The sequence below is a fragment of the Pseudomonas sp. NPDC077649 genome, from assembly GCF_044542855.1.
Taxonomy (GTDB): Bacteria; Pseudomonadota; Gammaproteobacteria; order Pseudomonadales; family Pseudomonadaceae; genus Aquipseudomonas.
Genome location: NZ_JBITVF010000001.1, coordinates 1,065,850 through 1,080,918, shown reverse-complemented (window position 1 = coordinate 1,080,918; position 15,069 = coordinate 1,065,850). Strand labels below are relative to the sequence as shown.

Sequence of the window (15,069 nt, the reverse complement as noted above, 5' to 3'; positions counted from 1 at the left end):
AAAAAGCGCAAATATCCGCTTACATATATCGACAAAGTTGATTTATCTATGCCCCGGCACTAGGCTCTGCTTACTTGAGGCCACAGGTCAGGCTGACCCGCAGGCGAATCACGCTGCGGGTGAACTTGACCGTCAGATTGGTGTTCGCCCCCGGCGCCAGCGCGGCCCGACGGGTCCGCGGCGCTTCGGGGCCGTTGCGGAACACCGCGGTGCATTCGGCCTCGCTCTGACCATAGTTGTAGAGCATCAGCGCCGCCATGTTGTGGTCGATCTCCTGGGTGCTGGCGGACACCTCGGCACCGTTGAGCTGCTTGTCCAGCTCGATGGGGTAGGCATGGGCGCCCAGCGGCAACAGGACGAACAGCAGGCAGCAGAGTTTTTTCATCGACGCTCTCCAACGGGGAAGCGCCAGTGTAGGTGGATATCGCCGGCGATAGAACCCGTTTGCCGGCACAGACAGGATGATGCAATGAAGGCTCCCCGTGTAACCCTGGATCAATGGCGCACCCTGCAGGCGGTGGTCGACCAGGGCGGCTTCGCCCAGGCCGCCGAGGTGCTGCACCGCTCGCAATCCTCGGTCAGCTACACCGTGGCGCGCATGCAGGAGCAGCTCGGCGTGCCGCTGCTGCGCATCGACGGGCGCAAGGCGGTGCTCACCGAGGCCGGCGACGTGCTGCTGCGCCGTTCGCGGCAACTGGTCAAGCAGGCCAGCCAGCTGGAAGACCTGGCCCACCATATGGAGCAGGGCTGGGAAGCCGAGGTGCGCCTGGTGGTGGACGCCGCCTACCCCACCGCCAATATCGTCCGCGCGCTGTCGGCCTTCATGCCGCAGAGCCGCGGCTGCCGCGTGCGCCTGCGCGAGGAGGTGCTGTCCGGTGTCGAGGAGGTGCTGCTCGAAGGCTCCGCCGACCTGGCCATCAGCGCCCTCAACATCACCGGCTACCTGCCGCAGGAACTGGGCGAGGTGGAATTTATCGCCGTGGCCCATCCGGAACATGCCCTGCACCGCCTGCAACGCGAGCTGAGCTTCCAGGACCTGGAAACCCAGATGCAGGTAGTGGTCCGCGACAGCGGCCGGGTGCAGCCGCGCGACAGCGGCTGGCTCGGTGCCGAACAACGCTGGACCGTCGGCAGCCTGCCCACCGCGCGCACCTTCGTCGGCAGCGGCCTGGGCTTCGCCTGGCTGCCGCGCCACCTGATCGCCCGCGAGCTGGACGAGGGCCTGCTCAAGCCGCTGCCGCTGGCCCAGGGCGGCACGCGCAAGCCGCGCTTCTTCCTCTATAGCAACAAGGAACGGGTGCTCGGCCCGGCCACGCAGATTCTCATCGAGCTGATCAAGAACTTCGACGCCGCCCCCTTGGATGCCGCCTTCGCCGCCCCACAGTCGCCCAACTGAGACCCCGGCCATGCCCTACTTCGACAACGACGGTTGCCAGCTGCACTACGAGGACTACGGCCACGGCGCGCCGCTGCTGCTGGTGCACGGCCTGGGCTCGAGCACCCGCGACTGGGAGTACCAGATTCCCGTGCTCAGCCAGCACTACCGCGTGCTGGCGCTCGACGTGCGCGGCCATGGCCGCTCGGACAAACCGCGCGAGGCCTATCGCATCGCCGATTTCGCCGATGACGTGGCCGCGCTGATCGAGCACCTGCAACTGCCGCCGGTGCACCTGGTGGGCATTTCCATGGGCGGCATGATCGGCTTCCAGCTCGGCGTCGACCGCCCGGAGCTGCTGCGCAGCCTGACCATAGTCAACAGCGGCCCGGAGGTGAAGGCGAAAAGCCCGCGCGACTGGCTGGAAATCGGCAAGCGCTGGACGCTGTCGCGCCTGCTCAGCCTGGAGACCATCGCCAAGGCCCTGGGCAAGCTGCTGTTCCCCAGGCCGGAGCAGGCCGAACTGCGACGCAAGATCGAAGAGCGCTGGCCGCAGAACGACAAGCGCGCCTACCTGGCCAGCCTCGACGCCATCATCGGCTGGGGCGTGCGGGAACGCCTGAGCCGCATCACCTGTCCTACCCTGGTGATCAGCGCCGACCGCGACTACACCCCGGTCGAACGCAAGCGCGAGTACGTCGCCGAACTGCCCGACGCGCGCCTGCTGGTGATCGAAAATTCGCGCCACGCCACCCCGCTGGATCAACCCGAACGCTTCAACAGCGCCCTGCTCGCCTTTCTCGAAGAAACCGCCAACAAGGAAAACTGACCATCATGCTCAAGCAACTCGCCTTCGCCGCCTGTTCCCTGCTGCTCTCCACCAGCCTGCTGGCGGCGGACAATCCCAAGGTGCTGCTGACCACCAGCCTCGGTGAGATCGAGGTGGAGCTGGCCGCCGACAAGGCGCCGATCAGCACCGCCAACTTCCTCAAGTACGTCGACAGTGGCTTCTACGCCGGCACCCAGTTCCACCGGGTGATCCCCGGCTTCATGGTCCAGGGCGGCGGCTTCGATGCGCAGATGCAGCAGAAGGACACCGACACGCCGATCAAGAACGAAGCCGACAACGGCCTGCACAACGTGCGCGGCACCCTGGCCATGGCCCGTACCCAGGTACGCGACTCGGCCACCAGCCAGTTCTTCATCAACCACAAGGACAACGCCTTCCTCGACCACGGCTCGCGCGACTTCGGCTACGCGGTGTTCGGCAAGGTGACCCGCGGCATGGAAGTGGTGGACAAGATCGCCCAGGTGCCCACCGCCAACCGCGGCATGCACCAGAACGTGCCGCGCGAGCCGGTGCTGATCCTCGAGGCCAAGCGTCTGTAACGCCGCCGGGGGCCATCCCCGGGCTTCCATGAAGGGTTGGTGCGCACGACGCACCCTACGGCCCTACAACGACAAAGCCGCCCAGTGGGCGGCTTTGTCGTTTTCGCTGCGGTCTTACTTCTCGACGAAGGCGCGCTCGATCAGGTAGTCGCCCGGCTCACCCATGCGCGGGGAGATCTTCAGGCCGAAGCCGTCGAGCACTTCGCTGGTCTCGTCGAGCATGCTCGGGCTGCCGCAGATCATCGCGCGGTCGTCCTGCGGGTTGATCGGCGGCAGGCCGATGTCGGCGAACAGCTTGCCGCTGCGCATCAGGTCGGTCAGGCGGCCCTGGTTCTCGAACGGCTCGCGGGTCACGGTCGGGTAGTAGATCAGCTTGCCCTTGAGCGCCTCGCCGAAGAACTCGTTCTGCGGCAGGTGCTCGGTGATGAACTCGCGGTAGGCCACCTCGTTCACGTAACGCACGCCGTGCACCAGGATCACCTTGTCGAAACGCTCGTAGGTTTCCGGGTCCTGGATCACGCTCATGAACGGCGCCAGGCCGGTGCCGGTGGACAGCAGGTAGAGGTGCTTGCCCGGCAGCAGGTCGTCGAGCACCAGGGTGCCGGTGGGCTTCTTGCTGATGACGATCTCGTCGCCTTCCTTGAGGTGCTGCAGCTGCGAGGTCAGCGGGCCGTCCGGCACCTTGATGCTGAAGAACTCCAGGTGCTCCTCGTAGTTCGGGCTGGCGATGGAGTAGGCGCGCATCAGCGGACGACCGTTGGGCTGCTGCAGGCCGATCATGACGAACTGGCCGTTCTCGAAGCGCAGGCCCGGGTCTCGGGTGCACTTGAAGCTGAACAGGGTGTCGTTCCAGTGGTGGACGCTGAGCACACGCTCGACGTTCATATTGCTCATGCGGACTTCCTCGCGCGGACGGGAACCAAAAAAGACGAATTGCGCGGCATTCTAGGCGGGCGCAGAATATCTGTTAAGTGGATTATCAAGATATAGGTTATCGGTTATATCGATATGCGATTTACTCTCAGACAACTCCAGGTCTTCGTCGCCGTGGCCCAGCAGGAAAGCGTCTCGCGCGCGGCCGAGTCGCTGGCGCTGTCGCAATCGGCCACCAGCACCTCGCTGACCGAGCTGGAGCGCCACTCCGACTGCCAGCTGTTCGACCGCGCCGGCAAGCGCCTAGCGCTCAACGCCCTGGGTCGCCAGTTGCTGCCGCAGGCGGTGGCGCTGCTCGACCAGGCGCGCGAGATCGAACGCCTGCTCGGCGGCAAGAGCGGCTTCGGCTCGCTCAACGTCGGCGCCACCCTCACCGTGGGCAACTACCTGGCCACCCTGCTGATCGGCAGTTTCATGCAGCGCCACCCCGAATGCCGGGTGAAACTGCAGGTGCACAACACCGCCCACGTGGTGCAGCAGATCGCCCACTACGAGCTGGACCTGGGCCTGATCGAAGGCGACTGCCAACACCCGGACATCGAGGTGCAGCCCTGGGTGGAGGACGAACTGGTGGTGTTCTGCGCGCCGCAGCATGCCCTCGCCGCGCGCGGCACGGCGACGCTGGAGGAGCTCACGCACGAGGCCTGGATTCTCCGCGAGCAGGGCTCGGGCACCCGCCTGACGTTCGACCAGGCCATGCGCCATCACCCGCGCAGCCTGAATATCCGCCTGGAGCTGGAACACACCGAGGCGATCAAACGCGCGGTGGAGTCGGGCCTGGGCATAGGCTGCATCTCGCGCCTGGCGCTGCGCGACGCCTTCCGTCGCGGCAGCCTGGTGCCGGTGGAGACGCCGCAGCTGGACCTGCGCCGGCAGTTCTACTTCATCTGGCACAAGCAGAAGTACCAGACCGCGGCCATGCGCGAGTTTCTCGAACAGTGCCGCGCGCTCACCGTCGGGGTGGCGCGCAGCGATCAGATCGTCCTGCCGTCGATTGCCTAGGGTGGACATGCCGCAGGCTTGTCCACCGTCTTACACGGCGAACGCTTGCGTCCGCCCGGGCCATTAACCCGGAATCGACTCCATCTGCTGCAGCAGCAGCGCCGCCTGGGTGCGGGTGCGCACCCCGAGCTTGCGGAAGATGGCGGTGACGTGGGCCTTGACCGTGGCCTCGGAGACGCTCAGCTCGTAGGCGATCTGCTTGTTCAGCAGGCCTTCGCAGACCATGGTCAGCACGCGGAACTGCTGCGGCGTCAGGCTGGCCAGGCCGGCGCTGGCGGCCTTGGCCTCGGCCGACACCGGCGCGCCCTCCTCGGCCAGCGGCGGCCACCAGGTATCGCCGTCGAGCACCTGGCGCACGGCCTGCTGGATGGTTTCCAGCGGGCTGGACTTGGGGATGAAGCCGCTGGCGCCGAACTCGCGGGAGCGGTTGACCACCGAGGCCTCCTCCTGCGCGGAGATCATCACCACGGGAATCTGCGGGTATTGCCCGCGCAGCAGCACCAGACCGGAGAAGCCGTAGGCACCGGGCATGTTGAGGTCGAGCAGAACCAGGTCCCAGTCGCTCTTGGCGGCCAGGTGGCCTTCCAGCTCGGCGATGCTGGCGGCTTCCACCAGCCGCACCTCGGGCCCCAGGCCCAGGGTCAGGGCTTGCTGCAGGGCGCTGCGAAACAACGGATGGTCGTCGGCAATCAGGATTTCGTAGGCGGCCATTGGCAGGTCCTGTTCTTGTTATGAGTGCACTGCATTGATTATGGCAGCGCCTGGCGCCGGACGACCCGCTCAAGCCTGCGCACTCGACGCGGCAGGCTCCCCACACGGAGCGACGGCGGCGCCCAGCATGCCGAGCCGTGACGGGGTGGTCAAGCGCCGCGCTTTGCGGCACGATTCGCCGCTTTGCCCGCCGAGACACCGCCATGCCAAGCCAAGCCCTGCGCGCCGACCTGTTGATGCTGATCACCGCGATGATCTGGGGCAGCGCCTTCGTCGCCCAGCGCCTGGGCATGGACAGCATCGGCCCCTTCCTCTACACCGGCCTGCGTTTCGCCCTGGCCTGCCTGGTGCTGCTGCCGCTGCTGGCCCTGCTGCAACGGCGCAGCCGACGCCCGGCGGCGCCGCTGAGCCGCGGCCTGCTGCTCGGCGGCGTGGTGATGGGCCTGGCGCTGTCGCTGGGGATCAACCTGCAGCAGGTCGGCCTGCTGTTCACCACGGTGACCAACTCCGGCTTCATCACCGGGCTGTACGTCATAGTCGTGCCGATCCTCGGCCTGCTGATCGGCCAGCGCAGCGGCCTGGGCATCTGGCTGGGCGCCAGCCTGGCGGTGCTCGGCATGTTCCTGCTCAGCGTCGGCGAAGGCTTTACCGTCGCCTCCGGCGACTGGCTGCAGCTGGCCGGCGCCTTCGTCTGGGGCGTGCACGTGCTGCTGGTGGGCTTCTTCGCCAGCCGCCACGACCCGCTGCGCCTGGCATTCATCCAGTTCGCCACCTGCGCCGCGATCAGCCTGCTGCTGGCGCTGGTCTTCGAGACGGCAACCCTGGACGGCATTATCAAAGCCGGCCCGGCGATCCTCTATGGCGGCCTGTTCGGCGTGGCCGTCGGTTTTACCCTGCAGGTGGTGGCGCAGCAGCACGCCATCGCCTCGCACGCGGCGATCATCCTCTCGCTGGAGGCGGTGTTCGCCGCCATCGCCGGCGCCCTGCTGCTCGGCGAAGTGCTGGCGCTGCGTGGCTACCTGGGCTGCGCGCTGATGTTCGCCGGCATGCTGCTGGCCCAGCTGTGGCCCAAGCCGCTGCCGGCCGCGCTCAGCGAAAACGCGCCAGGCGCTGATGCAGCTCGTCGTCCAGATCCAGCGGCAGGCGCCGCTTTGCCGCCAGGTAATGCTGACTGAAGGCATCCAGGTAGCAGTCCAGCGCCTCGCTGGCCTGCGCGTCGCCGGCCAGTTCCAGGCACATGGCCGCCACCTCGGCGGTGCACAGGTGCTCGCCGCGGGTGGAGCGGCGCAGGCGGTAGCGCGACAGCTGCGCCGGGGTCAGGCTGAGCACCGGCAGCGCGTCCAGATAGGGGCTCTTGCGAAACATCTTGCGCGCCTCGGTCCAGGTCGCATCCAGCAGCACGAACAGCGGCCGCTTGCCCGGCGCCAGATGCACCTCGTCCACCACCCGCTCGGGAGCGGCGTACTCGCCGGGAAACACCAGGTAGGGCTGCCACTGCGGCTCGGCGAGCAGCGCCGGCAGCGCCGGATCGACCGCGGTGCGCGTCCAGCCGAAGGCGTGGGTGTCAGCCACCACGTCGGCGATCAGCCAGCCGGTGTTGCTCGGCTTGAGCGCCTCGATGTCGTGCATCACCAGGCACATGCCGGCATGCGCCTCCACCCGCGGGCGCCAGGCGCACAGGCAGTAATCCGGCTGCACCCGGCAAGCCGGGCAGCGCTCGGCTCGCGAGCCACGGGCGACGAAGGGTTTCACGCTGCGCGCCAGGCGCTCGGCGCGTAGCCGGGCGACGGCATGCGGGGGATGGGACTGGTCCACGAACAGGGCTCGACAGAAAAAACGCGGCAGTTTAACAAAGCCGGGCAGGCTATGATGCGCCAGGTGCTGAACCCGGCCGCGCCTGGCGGGTCAAAACCCGCACTCGTTCAGGAGAATCCGCATGTCCCGCGTTACCGCCCTCGTCCTCGCCCTGGCCCTGCCCGTCGCCGCCCAGGCCGCCTCGCTCAAGGAGCTCGAACTGACCCGCGCCCTCGAGCAGGTCGCCCGGCAAAGCAGCGAGGGCACGCCGCGGGCGATCAACGAGGACATCCTCGATCAGGGCTACACGGTCGAAGGCCACACCCTGATCAACCACCTCAGCGTCCGGCCGGCCCACGCCGCGCAGATGCGCGGCAATCCGGACACGGTGCGCGCCCAGCTGGCCGCCAGCGTGTGCCGCAACCCGGGCTATCGCCAGCTGCTGGCCCAGGGCGCGCAGTTGCGCTACCAGTTCAGCGAATACCGCAGCAACCGCCCGGTAACCACCGAGCAGTTCGACAGGGCCGACTGCGGCCTGTAAGCCTTCAGCCCTTCTCGGCCCGACGCTGCGCGTCGTCGGCGCGCAGTTCGGCGAGCAGCGCCTCCATATAGCGCGAGCGGCGCACACCACCCTCCAAGCGACGCAGGCATTCGTCTTCCAGGCTCAACTGATTGGTGCGCGCCGCCTGCTGCAGCAGGCGGTACAAATCCACATCTATCTCCAGGATCAACTTGGGCATGCCTGCCCCTCCCTTTCCTCGCCGTGCATCTGCGCCAGACGACGCGCCCTCACCTCTCCAGTAAATCAGACGACGCGCCATGGCCGGCTCGCCCGGACGAACGGCGCGCCAGCGACCATACTGACCTGCATCAACGGCATCGTCCGCGCGGCTCGGCAAGATGGGCCGTCGCCTACTGGAGATGAGGATCATGGCATTACTGAGCTTTCTCGGCGCCATTCGCCAAGTCACCGGCTCCTGCTACCTGGTGGAGAGCCGCGACGGCGCCAAGGTGCTGCTCGAATGCGGCATGCACCAGGGCCGCCGCGAGGAGGAGGACCGCAACCGCAGCGCCTTCCCTTTCGACCCGCGCGGCCTGGATGCGGTGGTGGTGTCCCACGCCCACCTCGACCACAGCGGCCTGCTGCCGCGCCTGGTGGCCGAGGGTTACCGCGGCGCCATCCATGTCACCGAGGCCAGCGGCGAGCTGCTCGAACTGATGCTGCTGGATGCCGCCTTTCTCCAGGAGAAGGACGCCGAGTGGGAGAACCGCTGGCGGGCGCGCCAGGGCAAGCCGGCGATCGTGCCGCTGTACACCCTGGCCAACGCCGAGCAGGCGCTCGGCCAGCGCCGCACCCACGCCTTCGGCACGCCGGTGGAGGTGGCCAAAGGGGTGCAGGTGACCTTCCATAACGCCGGGCATATCCTCGGCGCGGCGATAGTCGAGATGAAGATCGAGGACCACCACCTGCACCGCCATCTGGTGTTTTCCGGCGACCTGGGCAATACCTGCTCGCCGCTGATGCAGGCGCCGACCACGCTGAGCGAGGCCGACGTGCTGCTGATGGAGTCGACCTACGGCGACCGCGACCACCGCCGTAGCGAGGACACCCTGGAGGAGCTGGCGGCGATCCTGCAGCAGGCCCACCGCGAGGGCGGCAACGTGCTGATTCCCTCCTTCGCCGTCGGCCGCACCCAGGACCTGATCTACTACCTGGGGCGCTTCTACCAGGAGGGCCGCCTGCCGCAACAGGCGGTGTTCCTCGACAGCCCCATGGCGATCCACGCCAACGCCATCTACAGCCGCTTCCACGACCAGTTCGCCGCCGAGGATCGTGCCGCGCTGGCCGGGTCAAGCGAGTCGAGGACTGGCTGCCGATCCTGCGCTGTACGCCCAGCGCCGAGGAGTCGATGGCGATCAACCGGATCAACAGCGGCGCGATCATCATCGCCGGCGCCGGCATGTGCAACGGCGGGCGCATCGTCCATCACTTCAAGCACAACCTCTGGCGCGAGAACTGCCACCTGGTGTTCCCCGGCTTCCAGGCCAAGGGCACCCTCGGCCGCCTGATAGTCGACGGCGCCAGTACGGTGAAGGTGCTGCACCAGCGCATCGCGGTGAAGGCCAAGGTGCATACCCTGGGCGGCTTCTCGGCGCATGCCGGGCAATCGCAGCTGCTCGACTGGGCCAGCCATTTCGAGCACCACCCCGAACTGTACCTGGTGCATGGCGAGCTGGAGAAGATGCAGGCGCTGCAGCAGGCCCTGCACCAGCGGCTGAACTGGATCGCCAACATCCCCGAACCGGGCGAGCAGATCGCCATCTGACCGGCGCCGCCAGCGGCGCTCGCGCCCGATGCGCCTTCCGCCATCGTCCGCAGACGTCCATACTCTGAAAAGGCTCGGGCTTTCAGGGACTTGGAGGTGCCGAGCGGATTCGATCAAGGAGACGCTGCATGCCCTACGAACCGGACGATTACCTGTCACGCCACTTCCAGACCAGTGGCATCGACCTGGCCAGCAAAGTGGACGAGCTGCTCGCCCTCTCCGCCCCCGGCAACAGCCCGAACCTGCCGCTGTACCGCGACATGCTCACCACCGTGATCCGCATGGCCCAGGCCGACCGCAACCGCTGGGACGCCAAGATCATGCTGCAGACTCTGCGCGAGATGGAGCACGCCTTCAGCACCCTGGAACAGTTCAAGCGCCGGCGCAAGGTCACGGTCTTCGGCTCGGCGCGCACGCCGGCCGAGCACCCGGTCTACACCCTGGCCCGCGAGCTGGGCGCGACCCTGGCGCGCTACGACCTGATGGTGATCACCGGCGCCGGCGGCGGCATCATGGCTGCCGCCCACGAGGGCGCCGGGCGCGAGAACAGCCTGGGCTTCAACATCACCCTGCCGTTCGAGCAGAACGCCAACGCCACCATGCAGGGCAGCGAGCATCTGCTGTCGTTTCACTTCTTCTTCCTGCGCAAGCTGTTCTTCGTCAAGGAGGCCGACGCCCTGGTGCTCTGCCCCGGCGGTTTCGGCACCCTGGACGAGGCGCTGGAAGTGCTCACCCTGATCCAGACCGGCAAGAGCCCACTGGTGCCGGTGGTGCTGCTGGATCAGCCGGGCGGCAGCTACTGGCAGCGCGCCATCGAATTTCTCCAGCAGGAACTGGCGGACAAGGGCTATATCCTGCCCAGCGACCTCAACCTAATGCGCCTGGTGCACAGCGCCGAAGACGCCGCCGAGGAAATCGCCCAGTTCTACCGCAACTTCCACTCCAGCCGCTGGCTCAAGGACAGCTTCGTCCTGCGCCTCAACCACCCGCTCAGCGACGCCGCGCTCAAGCAGTTGCAGGGGGAATTCGCCGGCCTATGCAAACAGGGCGGTTTCAGCCAGCAGCCCTACTGCGAGCAGGAACGCGACGAACCCGAACTGTGCCACCTGACCCGCCTGGCCTTCGCCTTCAACGGCCGCGACCACGGCCGGCTGCGCGAACTGCTGAATTTCGTCAACCTGCCGGGCAACTGGGCGGCCTGAGCGTAGACCCGGATTGCATCCAGGCTACTGAAAACACAAAGCCCGGCATGTGCCGGGCCTTGTGGGGTTGCGCGGGCGTATCAGGCGTTGCCCGCCACCTTCAGCCTGGCGGCCTGGGTGAAATCGAGCATGCGCTTGAGCGGCTTGACCGCCTTGGGAATCAGCGCCGGGTCGACATGAATCTCGCCACTGCCTTCGCGCAGGCCGGTGAGCACCCGCTCCAGGGTGTTCATCGCCATCCACGGGCAGTGCGCGCAGCTGCGGCAGGCCGCGCCGTTGCCGGCAGTGGGCGCCTCGATAAAGGTCTTGTCCGGGCACAGCTGCTGCATCTTGTAGAAGATGCCGCGGTCGGTGGCGACGATAAAGGTGGAATTGGGCAGGGTCTGCGCCGCCTTGATCAACTGGCTGGTGGAGCCCACCGCATCGGCCAGCTCGACCACGTTCTGCGGCGACTCCGGGTGCACCAGGATGGCGGCGTCGGGGTAGAGCGCCTTCATGTCCAGCAGCTGCTTGGACTTGAACTCCTCGTGCACGATGCAGGCGCCGTCCCACAGCAGCATGTCGGCGCCGGTCTCGCGCTGGATGTAGTTGCCCAGGTGCTTGTCCGGCGCCCAGATGATGGTTTCGCCGTTGTCCATCAGGCTCTCGACGATTTCCAGGGCGCAGCTGGAGGTCACCACCCAGTCAGCACGCGCCTTGACCGCCGCCGAGGTGTTGGCGTAGACCACCACGGTGCGCTCGGGATGCTGGTCGCAGAAGGCCGAGAACTCGTCCACCGGGCAACCCAGATCGAGCGAACAGGTCGCCTCCAGAGTCGGCATCAGCACGCGCTTTTCCGGGTTGAGGATCTTCGCCGTCTCGCCCATGAACTTGACCCCGGCCACCACCACGGTCTGCGCCGGGTGCTGGTTGCCGAAACGGGCCATTTCCAGGGAGTCGGAAACGCAGCCGCCGGTTTCCTCGGCCAGCGCCTGGATCACCGGGTCGCAGTAATAGTGCGCCACCAGCACCGCGTTCTGCTTCTTCAGCTCGGCGGCGATTTCACGGCGATAGAAGGCCTCTTCCTCGGCGGTCAGCGGCTTGGGCTGTTTGGCATCGAGGTGGGCTTGAACCAGAAGGCGTTCGGAAATCTGCGTCATATCATCGAACCTGCGGCGCTCTTGAGCGAGCTGCGAGTATACCCCCTGGCTGCCCATCGCCACAGGCGGGGCAGCATCGGCCAAGGGGCTTTTCCGAGAGCAAAAAAAAGCCAGTCTTGCGACTGGCTTTTGCGATCTGGTGGGTCGTGTAGGATTCGAACCTACGACCAATTGGTTAAAAGCCAACTGCTCTACCAACTGAGCTAACGACCCAACGCGAGGCGCATGATACTGATTTAATTCAGGAAATCAACACTTCGCGAAAACTTTTTCAAACGTAGCGGGTAGCATCGGGTACGCCAGCGGCGACGAAACCGGCGGCGCGCAGGCGGCAGCTGTCGCACTTGCCACAGGCGCGACCGTCGTCGTCGGCCTGGTAGCAGGACACGGTCAGCGTGTAATCCACGCCCAGGCGCATGCCGGCCTGGATGATTTCGCCCTTGCTCAGCTGCTGCAGCGGCGCGCGAATGCGAAAGCCCTGCCCTTCCACCCCGGCCTTGGTCGCCAGGTTGGCCATGCGCTCGAAGGCCTCGATAAATTCCGGCCGGCAGTCGGGATAGCCCGAATAGTCCACCGCGTTGACCCCGATAAAGATATCGCGTGCGCCCAGCACTTCCGCCCAGCCCAGGGCCAGCGACAGGAACACCGTGTTGCGCGCCGGCACGTAGGTCACCGGAATGCCCTCGCCGGGGGTTTCCGGCACGGCGATGGATGCATCGGTCAACGCCGAGCCGCCGATGCCGTTGAGGTTGAGACCGATCACCTTATGCTCGACCACCCCCAGTTGCCGGGCAACGCGCTCGGCGGCCTGCAACTCGGCGCGATGACGCTGACCGTAGTCGAAGCTCATGCTGAAGCAGGCGTAGCCCTCGGCCTTGGCCATGGCCACCACGGTGGCCGAGTCCAGGCCGCCGGAGAGAAGAATCAGCGCTTTCTTGTCGTTCATCCTCAGTGTCCCGGCTCGTCGTTCCAGAGAATCTTGTGCAGCTGCAGTTGCAGGCGTACCGGCAGGTTGTCCGCCACTATCCAGTCGGCCAGCGCGCGCGCGTCCAGCTGCTGGTGGCTGGGCGAGAACAGCACCTCGCCGGCGCGCGCCTCGAGGCGATACTGGATCAGCTTGGACACCGCCCAGTCGTAGTCCTCGCGCGAGCAGATGACGAACTTGACCTGATCCTTGGCGGTCAGCCAGTCGATGTTCTCGTAGCGATTGCGCTGCACCTCGGCCGAGCCCGGGGTCTTCAGGTCGAGCACCTTGCTCACCCGCGGATCGACGGCCGATACGTCGAGCGCGCCACTGGTCTCCAGCGACACCTCGTAGCCGGCGTCGCACAAGCGCTCGAGCAGCGCAATGCAATTGGGCTGGGCCAGCGGCTCGCCGCCGGTGATGCAGACGTAGCGCGGCTTGTAGGCCGCCACTTGGTCGAGGATGGCGTCCAGCGCAACGAGCTCGCCGCCGCTAAAGGCGTAAGCAGTGTCGCAGTACTGGCAGCGCAGGGGGCAGCCGGTCAGGCGCACGAATACCGTCGGCAAGCCGGCGGTACGCGTCTCGCCCTGCAGCGAGTAGAAGATCTCGGTGATGCGCAGGGTTGTTTGCATAGTGGCCACGGGCGTGATGACGAAACAGGCCATCCGCCTCCGTTGCGTTGAATCGGGATGCTTGCCGCACGTAGCGGCAGCGATCAGTTACCCCGCACGGCGAAGGCATCAGCCGAGCTGAAACTTCGCAGCCGTTGCGGGGCTGGCGATTCTAAACGAAAAACGCCGCGGCCGATATTTCACCCCGCCATCGCCCATTGGAGTGCGCCGGCACAGCCTACAGCACGACAGCCGAGCATAAAAAAACCCGCGCCTGGCGCGGGTTCTTGAAAGGTCGTGGCCGTTACGGCAGGCGCTGCAGATCGCGCTGGGCCAGCTGCGCGGCCGAGCTGCCGGGAAACTGGGCGATGACCTGCTGGAGAATGCCGCGGGCCTTGTCGTTGTTGCCCAGGCGCTTCTCCACGTCGGCCAGCTTGAACAGCGAATCCGGCACCTTGGCATGGCTCGGGTACGCCTGGCTGACCTTGGCGAAGGCCTGACCGGCGCCCTGCAGGTCGCCCTTGGCCAGATTGACCTCGCCCAGCCAGTACTGTGCATTGCCGGCGTACTGGCTGTTGGGATAGCGGTTGAGGAAGGCGGTGAAAGCTTGCGACGCCTTGTCGAAATCCTTGGCCTTGATCAGGTCGAAGGCGGCGTCGTAATAGAGCTTTTCCTTGGCCGGATCACCCGGCTCGGCGCTGGCCTGCTGCTGGGTGGCAGGCGGCGTCGGGGTACCGTTGGCGTTGATCGCGCCAGCGGCGGAATTCTGTGCGGGAGCAGCGGAGCCAGCACCGGAAGACAGGCGTTGGTCCAGATCCTGATAGCGCTCGAGGCTCTCCTGCTTGAGGCGCTGGATTTCGTTCTGCTGTTCTTCGAGCATGCCGCGCAGCTGGGCAATTTCTTGCTGCATCTGCTCGAGCTGGTTGAACAGCATACCCTGCGCCGAGGCCGGGGCTTGCGCCCCGCCCCCGGCGTAGGAGCCGGCCGTACCATAACCCGCCGGTGGATAGCTGCTGCCTTGCGGCATGGAGCTGCTTTCCAGTACGGGAACTTCCGCCATCGCCGCAAGCGGCAGGGCGAGCGTCAGAAGGGTCAGGATACGGCGGCAATTACGCATGGCAGCTTACTTGCGCAGCTCTACGCGACGGTTCTGAGCCCAGGACTGCTCGTCGTTGCCAGTGGCAACCGGACGCTCTTCGCCGTAGGAAACCAGTTCCAGCTGAGCCGGGGAAACGCCCTGCAGTACCAGGTAGCGCTGAACGGCCTTGGCACGACGCTCGCCCAGAGCCATGTTGTACTCACGGGTACCGCGCTCGTCGGCGTGGCCTTCCAGAACGACGCGAGCGCCGTTGCCTTTCAGGTCCTTGGCGTGTACGTCCAGAGCGCGCATGGCTTCGGCCTTCAGGTCGGAGCTGTCGTACTCGAAGTAGAAGGTGGTGATAGCGCGCAGGGCGGCTTCTTCGCTCAGGCTGCCGTCGACGGCACCGGTGTTGGCACCGTAACCGGCGTTCGGGTCGACTGCGCCTTCACCAGCAGCGTCACCGCCTTTGGAAGAGCAACCAACAGCGACGGCGAGAGCCAGGGACAGTGCAGCAAACTTACCGAATTTCAGCATTTCCATC

General features: G+C 66.3%; 17 protein-coding genes, 1 tRNA gene and 1 pseudogene. 8 read left to right on the top strand and 11 right to left on the bottom strand.

All coding sequences use genetic code 11. The features are described 5' to 3' along the window. Nucleotides 1-70 precede the first annotated feature (70 nt). The gene (locus tag ACIGFL_RS04930) at nt 71-385 is read right to left on the bottom strand and encodes a hypothetical protein (protein WP_021445465.1); all 315 of its coding nucleotides are present in this window, start codon (nt 383-385) and stop codon (nt 71-73) included. An 84-nt stretch (nt 386-469) separates the two neighbouring features. On the opposite strand from ACIGFL_RS04930, the gene ACIGFL_RS04925 reads away from it, so the two are divergent. From ACIGFL_RS04925 to ACIGFL_RS04915, 3 genes are read left to right on the top strand one after another with little or no spacing between them, the layout of a single operon-like run. Beyond that, entirely contained in the window at nt 470-1,396 is a 927-nt protein-coding gene (locus ACIGFL_RS04925) for a LysR family transcriptional regulator (RefSeq protein WP_397496314.1), read from the top strand. A gap of 10 nt (nt 1,397-1,406) precedes the next feature. After that, nucleotides 1,407-2,204: an alpha/beta fold hydrolase gene (locus ACIGFL_RS04920; RefSeq protein ID WP_397496313.1), complete on the top strand. Its 798-nt coding sequence runs from the start codon at nt 1,407-1,409 to the stop codon at nt 2,202-2,204. A gap of 5 nt (nt 2,205-2,209) precedes the next feature. Next, nucleotides 2,210-2,764, top strand: coding sequence for a peptidylprolyl isomerase (locus ACIGFL_RS04915; RefSeq protein WP_021445468.1), 555 nt, complete (start codon nt 2,210-2,212; stop codon nt 2,762-2,764). 114 nt (nt 2,765-2,878) lie between these two features. Here ACIGFL_RS04915 and fpr read toward each other — a convergent pair whose 3' ends face one another. Continuing rightward, nucleotides 2,879-3,658: a ferredoxin-NADP reductase gene (gene fpr, locus ACIGFL_RS04910; protein WP_021445469.1), complete on the bottom strand. Its 780-nt coding sequence runs from the start codon at nt 3,656-3,658 to the stop codon at nt 2,879-2,881. Between the two features lie 114 nt (nt 3,659-3,772). Here fpr and ACIGFL_RS04905 point away from each other — a divergent pair, with 114 nt between their 5' ends. Next, entirely contained in the window at nt 3,773-4,699 is a 927-nt protein-coding gene (locus tag ACIGFL_RS04905; RefSeq protein WP_031303633.1) for a LysR family transcriptional regulator, read from the top strand. A gap of 63 nt (nt 4,700-4,762) precedes the next feature. Here ACIGFL_RS04905 and erdR read toward each other — a convergent pair whose 3' ends face one another. Beyond that, nucleotides 4,763-5,410 (bottom strand): response regulator transcription factor ErdR, encoded by a 648-nt coding sequence (erdR, locus tag ACIGFL_RS04900; protein WP_021445471.1) that lies wholly within the window; start codon nt 5,408-5,410, stop codon nt 4,763-4,765. A gap of 203 nt (nt 5,411-5,613) precedes the next feature. Between erdR and ACIGFL_RS04895 the strand changes: the two genes are divergently transcribed. Continuing rightward, nucleotides 5,614-6,585, top strand: coding sequence for a DMT family transporter (locus ACIGFL_RS04895; RefSeq protein WP_397496312.1), 972 nt, complete (start codon nt 5,614-5,616; stop codon nt 6,583-6,585). Here the strand turns inward: ACIGFL_RS04895 and ACIGFL_RS04890 are convergent. Further along, nucleotides 6,500-7,225 (bottom strand): tRNA-uridine aminocarboxypropyltransferase, encoded by a 726-nt coding sequence (locus ACIGFL_RS04890; protein WP_397496311.1) that lies wholly within the window; start codon nt 7,223-7,225, stop codon nt 6,500-6,502. The genes ACIGFL_RS04895 and ACIGFL_RS04890 overlap by 86 nt on opposite strands. Nucleotides 7,226-7,346: 121 nt before the next feature. Here ACIGFL_RS04890 and ACIGFL_RS04885 point away from each other — a divergent pair, with 121 nt between their 5' ends. Further along, complete coding sequence (locus ACIGFL_RS04885; RefSeq protein ID WP_021445474.1) at nt 7,347-7,745, top strand: quorum-sensing-regulated virulence factor family protein; 399 nt, start codon at nt 7,347-7,349, stop codon at nt 7,743-7,745. Between the two features lie 4 nt (nt 7,746-7,749). Here the strand turns inward: ACIGFL_RS04885 and ACIGFL_RS04880 are convergent, their stop codons facing one another. After that, nucleotides 7,750-7,944: a hypothetical protein gene (locus ACIGFL_RS04880; RefSeq protein ID WP_021445475.1), complete on the bottom strand. Its 195-nt coding sequence runs from the start codon at nt 7,942-7,944 to the stop codon at nt 7,750-7,752. 190 nt (nt 7,945-8,134) lie between these two features. Between ACIGFL_RS04880 and ACIGFL_RS04875 the strand changes: the two are divergent. Together ACIGFL_RS04875 and ACIGFL_RS04870 are read left to right on the top strand one after the other, a co-directional pair. Beyond that, nucleotides 8,135-9,531, top strand: a pseudogene (locus tag ACIGFL_RS04875) (MBL fold metallo-hydrolase RNA specificity domain-containing protein). A gap of 128 nt (nt 9,532-9,659) precedes the next feature. Next, complete coding sequence (locus ACIGFL_RS04870; protein WP_021445477.1) at nt 9,660-10,733, top strand: LOG family protein; 1,074 nt, start codon at nt 9,660-9,662, stop codon at nt 10,731-10,733. Nucleotides 10,734-10,813: 80 nt separating this feature from the next. Here the strand turns inward: ACIGFL_RS04870 and nadA are convergent, their stop codons facing one another. The 6 genes from nadA to pal form a co-directional block, all read right to left on the bottom strand. Next, a complete protein-coding gene (gene nadA, locus ACIGFL_RS04865) occupies nt 10,814-11,872 on the bottom strand; it encodes a quinolinate synthase NadA (protein ID WP_021445478.1) in 1,059 nt (352 codons plus the stop codon). A gap of 137 nt (nt 11,873-12,009) precedes the next feature. Then, nucleotides 12,010-12,085 (bottom strand) — tRNA-Lys (locus tag ACIGFL_RS04860). Nucleotides 12,086-12,143: 58 nt separating this feature from the next. Then, nucleotides 12,144-12,818 carry a 7-cyano-7-deazaguanine synthase QueC gene (queC, locus tag ACIGFL_RS04855; RefSeq protein WP_122107545.1) on the bottom strand — a complete coding sequence of 225 codons (675 nt, stop codon included), beginning with the start codon at nt 12,816-12,818 and terminating at the stop codon, nt 12,144-12,146. A 2-nt stretch (nt 12,819-12,820) separates the two neighbouring features. After that, nucleotides 12,821-13,468 (bottom strand): 7-carboxy-7-deazaguanine synthase QueE, encoded by a 648-nt coding sequence (gene queE / locus ACIGFL_RS04850; protein ID WP_397496310.1) that lies wholly within the window; start codon nt 13,466-13,468, stop codon nt 12,821-12,823. A gap of 283 nt (nt 13,469-13,751) precedes the next feature. After that, nucleotides 13,752-14,564 carry a tol-pal system protein YbgF gene (gene ybgF, locus ACIGFL_RS04845; RefSeq protein ID WP_397496309.1) on the bottom strand — a complete coding sequence of 271 codons (813 nt, stop codon included), beginning with the start codon at nt 14,562-14,564 and terminating at the stop codon, nt 13,752-13,754. 6 nt (nt 14,565-14,570) lie between these two features. Next, on the bottom strand, nt 14,571-15,068 hold the full coding sequence (pal, locus tag ACIGFL_RS04840) for a peptidoglycan-associated lipoprotein Pal (protein WP_003241687.1): 498 nt from the start codon (nt 15,066-15,068) through the stop codon (nt 14,571-14,573). Between the last annotated feature and the right edge of the window lies 1 nt (nt 15,069).